This window comes from Stenotrophomonas sp. GD04145, from assembly GCF_029835135.1.
Taxonomy (GTDB): Bacteria; Pseudomonadota; Gammaproteobacteria; order Xanthomonadales; family Xanthomonadaceae; genus Stenotrophomonas; species Stenotrophomonas maltophilia_P.
The window spans coordinates 1-5,287 of sequence record NZ_JAODZG010000085.1 but is presented as its reverse complement, the minus strand read 5'-3'; the positions used below and the strand labels follow the sequence as shown (position 1 = coordinate 5,287).

4 protein-coding genes are annotated in these 5,287 nt (G+C 68.8%); all 4 read right to left on the bottom strand.

The window, feature by feature from the left end; translation table 11 throughout:
• Window positions 1-307 precede the first annotated feature (307 nt).
• The 4 genes from ppk2 to hemA are packed head-to-tail and all read right to left on the bottom strand — an operon-like array spanning window position 308 to window position 5,192.
• Window positions 308-1,090, bottom strand: a complete 783-nt coding sequence (gene ppk2 / locus N7367_RS19205; RefSeq protein WP_279943022.1) for a polyphosphate kinase 2 — start codon at window positions 1,088-1,090, stop codon at window positions 308-310.
• Window positions 1,091-1,136: 46 nt separating this feature from the next.
• Entirely contained in the window at window positions 1,137-2,843 is a 1,707-nt protein-coding gene (locus tag N7367_RS19200) for a tetratricopeptide repeat protein (protein ID WP_279943021.1), read from the bottom strand.
• 5 nt (window positions 2,844-2,848) lie between these two features.
• Window positions 2,849-3,931, bottom strand: coding sequence for a peptide chain release factor 1 (gene prfA, locus N7367_RS19195; RefSeq protein ID WP_053520283.1), 1,083 nt, complete (start codon window positions 3,929-3,931; stop codon window positions 2,849-2,851).
• A complete protein-coding gene (gene hemA / locus N7367_RS19190) occupies window positions 3,909-5,192 on the bottom strand; it encodes a glutamyl-tRNA reductase (protein ID WP_180875738.1) in 1,284 nt (427 codons plus the stop codon). The genes prfA and hemA overlap by 23 nt, the downstream gene beginning before the upstream one ends.
• Between the last annotated feature and the right edge of the window lie 95 nt (window positions 5,193-5,287).

The following is a 5,287-nucleotide window of genomic DNA, read 5'->3' as shown; positions in this document are numbered from 1 at the left end:
GGTCAGATCCGTTTTCCTGCGGAAAACGGATCTGACCCCAATTTGGATTTCGATATCCGATAGATTCCATCACGCATGGCGTGGACCTATCAGATGTCCGGAAACTGTCAGAGGTGGGGCGGTGTCGGAGTGCGGGGTGTCAGCCGCATGGATGCGGCTGCCAAGCCTACAGGGACGTACTTGCGGCGTCCCCGCACTCCGACACCGCCCCGCCACCCCGCGGTATGTCTGCCGTTGCCGTTGCCGTTGCCGTTGCTGCTGCCGTTGCTCGTAGCGGGTGCAGGGCCGCAGGCCCTGCAGACAATCCCTACTCCTCGACCGGGAAGTCCTCGATCGGCTTCAGCACATCGTAGTGCTCGCGATGCAGCTTGCCCTTCAGCTTCGGCAGCTCCGGCAGAGGCGCGTCCACGCGGGTGTCGGGCAACCGGTCAAGCAGGTTGCGTACCAGGGTCAGCCTGCCCAGCCGCTGGTCGTTGAAGTCCACCAGGGTCCACGGCGCACCTTCGCGATGGGTGGCACGCAGCATGGCCTCCCGTGCTTCGGTATAGGCGCTGTACTTGCTGCGCGATTTCAGGTCGACCGGTGACAGCTTCCAGCCCTTCAGGGGATCGATATGGCGCTCGGTGAAGCGTTTCTCCTGCTGCTCCTGGTCCACGCACAGCCAGTACTTGAACAACAGGATGCCGTCATCCACCAGCAGCTGCTCGAACACCGGGGCCTGGCGCAGGAACTGCTGGTACTCGCTCTCGCTGCAGTAGCCCATGACCCGCTCGACACCTGCGCGGTTGTACCAGCTTCGATCCATCAGCACGATCTCACCCGCCGCCGGAAGGTGCCCGACGTAGCGCTGGAAGTACCACTGTGACGCCTCGCGGTCGGTCGGCTTGGGCAGCGCCACCACCCGGCATTGGCGCGGATTGAGGTGCTGGCTGATGGCCTGGATCGCGCCGCCCTTGCCGGCGGTGTCGCGGCCTTCGAACAGCACCAGCAACCGCTGCCCGCTGTGCTGCACCCAGCGGGCCATCGCGGTCAGTTCCAGCTGCAACGGCAGCAGCAGTTCGTCGTAGTCCTTGCGTTTGAGCTTGCCCATCGTCATGCCGCGCGGAAAGGAGGGCCCAGCCTAGCGCAGCGGTTGCTCAGGCGCCGTCGACGCCCTGCCAGCCCTGCTCGTGCGCCAGCTGCTGCAGCAGTGCCGAAAGGTCGCCGGCGAAATCGGCCATGTCGAACACGCCGCTACGCGCGCGGGCCTGTGCCAGTTCGGCGCGCAGTGCGGCCAGCGCTGCCGGATCGTTGCCGAGCGCACGGGCGGTGGCGATGAACGCCGCATCGTCGGCAACGTTCATCCGTGCCAGGCCTAGGTGATGGTTGAGGCTGCCGGCCACGCGCGCAGCGAAGGTCTCGCCCGGGCAGGTGAGTACCGGACAGCCCGCCCACAGTGCGTCGGAGGCCGTGGTGTGCGCGTTGTACGGGTGTGTATCCAGGAACAGATCGGCCAGTTGATAGCGGGCCAGATACTGCGGATGCGGCAGCTTGGGCATGAACACCAGCCGCGCCGGGTCCAGACCCGCTGCCTGCGCCGCTGCCCGCAGGCGCGCATCGGCCTGGCCGGGGCCGGACAACAGCCATAGAACGCTGCCAGGCACCGCCGCCAGGACGGCGAACGCCCGCCCCATGCTGCGCGGGTTGAGCTTGTAGCTGTTGTTGAAGCAGCAGAACACCACGCCGTGTCCAGGCAGGCCGCACGCGGCGCGATCCGGTGCCGGCTCGAGCGCGCGGGTGTTGTCCGAGGGCTGGAACGCGCGCGGCAGGTACACCACGCGCTCGCTGTGGTGGGGCGCCAACGCCGCTGGCAGGACGAACGCATCGGCGATCACCGCATCCAGCCACGGTGCGCCGGATGTGCCGGGATAGGCCAGCCAGTTGATTTGCAGCGGGGCAGGGCGCAGCGCCAGCACTTCCGGCGCGCCGCCACCGCCCCAGCCACGCAGGTCGAACAGCAGGTCGATGCCCCGTGCACGGATGGCGGCAGCGATGTCGGCATGGCGGCGCCCCGCCAGATCGTGCAGCCGGGTTGCCGCCTGCAGCCGCTGGCGGATGCGGCTGCCATCGTCCCGGTTCAGTGCGAACAGATGCAGCTGCAGTTCCGGGTGGCGGCCCAGCTGCTCGAACAGGGCAACGGTCAACAACCCGGTCGGATGTGCGCCGAAGCCGTTGGAGAGGAAGCCGATCCGCAGGGCTCCCTGCGTCCGTACCTTCACAGCAGGCATCGGCCGCACCGATGCGGCCACGGCTGCGGCGCGCGTGCGGGCGCAGGCCAGCTGCTCGGCGGCGCTGGCGTCTTCGCTGAGGAAGGCAAAGGGCTCGATCGCGCCCTGCCCGGTCGCGACCGCGCCGCGCACCTGCGCGGCCAGGGCCTCCACGTCCTGCCAGTCGCACAGGCGGCGTTGCCATGCCAGTCGCTGGGCGGCGATATAGGGTTCGTCGGGCATCAGCCCATGTGCACGCCGGTACGCGGCCGCCGCGCCCTCGGGGTCGCCGGCATCTTCCAGGGCATGGCCCAGCCACAGCGCGATGCCGGGATGCTCCGGAGCGCGCGCTGAAGCCTGTCCCAGCAGCGTCGCAGCGTCGGCGTGCGCACCGGCCATCCATGCCACGCGACCCAGCCGGGCCAGTGCTTCGGGATGGTCCGGCCGGAGCTGCAGCGCACGCCGCGCGGCCTGCTCGCCTGCGCCGATGTCGCCGGCTTCCAGTTCCAGATCGGCCAGCATCACCCAGGCGACGAAGTCACCGGGCTGGCGCGCGATCGCCTGCTGCAGTTGTTGCCGCTGCTGCCAGGCCGACATCGACGTCAGCCCGCCGACAGCTGGGCCAGGGCATCCACCTGGTGCTCGTGGCTGAGGCGCTGCAGCAGCGGGTCCAGATCGCCGGCGAGGATGTTGGGCAGGTCATACAGGGTCAGGCCTTCCACGCGATGATCGGTGATCCGCCCCTGCGGGAAATTGTAGGTGCGGATGCGCTGGCTGCGATCGCCACTGCCGACCTGCAGGCGGCGCGATTCGGCCTGCGCCGCGTCCTGGCGCTGGCGCTCGGCGTCGAGCAGCTGCGCCTTCAGGCGCTTCATCGCCTTGTCGCGGTTCGCGTGCTGGCTGCGTTCGGTCTGGCATTCCACCACCACGCCGGTCGGCACGTGGGTGATGCGGATGGCCGACTCGGTCTTGTTGACGTGCTGGCCACCGGCACCGGATGAGCGGAAGGTGTCGACCTTCAGGTCGGCGGGGTTGATGACGATGTCATCGACTTCATCGGCTTCCGGAATGATCGCCACGGTAGCCGCCGAGGTGTGGATGCGGCCCTGCGATTCGGTGGCGGGCACGCGCTGCACGCGATGCGTGCCGGATTCGAATTTCAGCCGCGAGAACGCGCCACGGCCGACCACGCGTGCCACCACTTCCTTGTAGCCGCCGTGCTCGCCGGGGTTGTCGGACTCGATCTCGACTTTCCAGCCCTGGCGCTCGGCATAGCGCGCGTACATGCGGAACAGGTCGCCGGCGAAGATCGCTGCTTCGTCGCCACCGGTACCGGCGCGGACTTCCAGGAACAGATTGCCCTCGTCACGTGGGTCGCGGGGCACCAGCAGCAAGGCCAGCTCCTGCTCCAGTTCCTGCAGGCGCGCCTGGGCCGAGGCGATTTCCTCATCGGCCAGCTCGCGCAGGTCCGGATCGGCGCGCATGCCCTCGGCGGCGGCCAGGTCGGCCTTGGCGCGCGCCTCGTCGGCCAGTGCGGTGGCGACCGGTTCAAGTTGGGCGAATTCGCGCGAAAGGTCGCGGAAACGGGTGTTGTCGGCGACCACGTCGGGTTCGGCGAGCAGGCGTTCCAGTTCTTCGCGGCGCTCGGCCAGCGCTTCCAGCTTACGGCGCAGGGTCGGCGTCATCGGTTCTCACGGGTGGGTGGCGGTAACCCGGCGTGGCCGGGAACAGGCGCTCGGCGGCGCGGGTCAGGTCGGCATCGCCGCTCAGCGCGGCCGCGCGCAAGGCAGCGGTCGGGGGGTGCAGGAGCCGGTTGGTCAGGCCGTGGGCCAGCAGTTCCATGACCTCTTCGGCCGGCTTGCCGTTGGCCAGCTGCTGACGGGCACGTTCGAGCAGCTCGGCGCGGGTGGCGTCGCCGAAGGCACGCAGTTGCCGCAGCGGCGCGTGGTGGGCGCCGGCCTGCAGGGTCTCGACGAAGCGCGATACCTGCAGGTCGATGATGGCTTCGGCTTCGGCGGCCGCCTCGCGACGGCCGCGTCGATTGTCTTCCACCGCGCGTTCCAGATCGTCCACGGTGTACAGGAAGGCATCGTTGAGCGTGCCGACCTCAGCCTCGATGTCGCGTGGCACGGCCAGATCGAACAGCAGCATCGGCTTGTGCCGGCGTGCACGCAGTGCATTGGCCACGGTCTCGCGGTGGATCACCGGTTCGCGTGCGGCGGTGGCCGAGAACACGATGTCGGCCTCGGCCAGATGGCGTTCAAGCTCGGTCAGCGGCAGGGCCACGCCGCCATGACGGCTGGCCAGTTCCTGCGCATGGGCGAGCGTGCGGTTGGCGATCAGCAGCCGCCGCACCTTGCCTTCGCTGAGGTGGCGGGCGGCCAGCTCGATGGTTTCCCCCGCACCGACCAGCAGCACGGTGGAATCATCCAGGCGGGCAAAGGCATTCTGCGCCAGGCGCACCGCGGCCGAGGCGACCGACACCGGGTTGGCGCCGACCTGGGTATCGGTGCGCGCACGCTTGGCCACGGAGAACGTCTGCTGGAACAGCCGGTCCAGGCGCTGGCCAAGCAGACCGTGGTCGCGCGCGGTCGACCAGGCATCCTTCACCTGGCCCAGGATCTGCGGTTCACCCAGCACCATCGAGTCCAGGCCCGTCGCGACCCGGAACAGGTGGCGCACGGCGTCGGCATCAGCATGCTGGTACAGGTAGCCCTGCAGGTCGCCGGCCTGGCCGCGCAGCCACTGGTCCAGCGCCTGCGCCGAATCGGCCACCGCGTACAGTTCCGTGCGGTTGCAGGTGGACAGCAGCACCGCCTCGGCGATCTGCGGGGTGTCGCGCAGCGAACCGAGCGCGCGCGGCAAGGCATCGCCGGCGAAGGCCGCGCGCTCGCGCAGTTCCACCGGCGCGGTCTGGTGATTCAGTCCGAGCACCCACAGGGTCATTGTTCAGTTGCTTGCGATAAGCTGCTGGCCATTGGACGACATTTTAAGGCCCCGATGCCGACGATGCCCGCATTGATTCGCATCCCCAGTGTTCT

What these genes read in the sequence shown, in the direction of transcription:
- ppk2 (WP_279943022.1), bottom strand. Translation starts at nt 1,090, where the DNA reads ATGGGCAAGCTCAAACGCAAGGACTACGACGAACTGCTGCTGCCGTTG.
- N7367_RS19200 (WP_279943021.1), bottom strand. Translation starts at nt 2,843, where the DNA reads ATGTCGGCCTGGCAGCAGCGGCAACAACTGCAGCAGGCGATCGCGCGC.
- prfA (WP_053520283.1), bottom strand. Translation starts at nt 3,931, where the DNA reads ATGACGCCGACCCTGCGCCGTAAGCTGGAAGCGCTGGCCGAGCGCCGC.
- hemA (WP_180875738.1), bottom strand. Translation starts at nt 5,192, where the DNA reads ATGACCCTGTGGGTGCTCGGACTGAATCACCAGACCGCGCCGGTGGAA.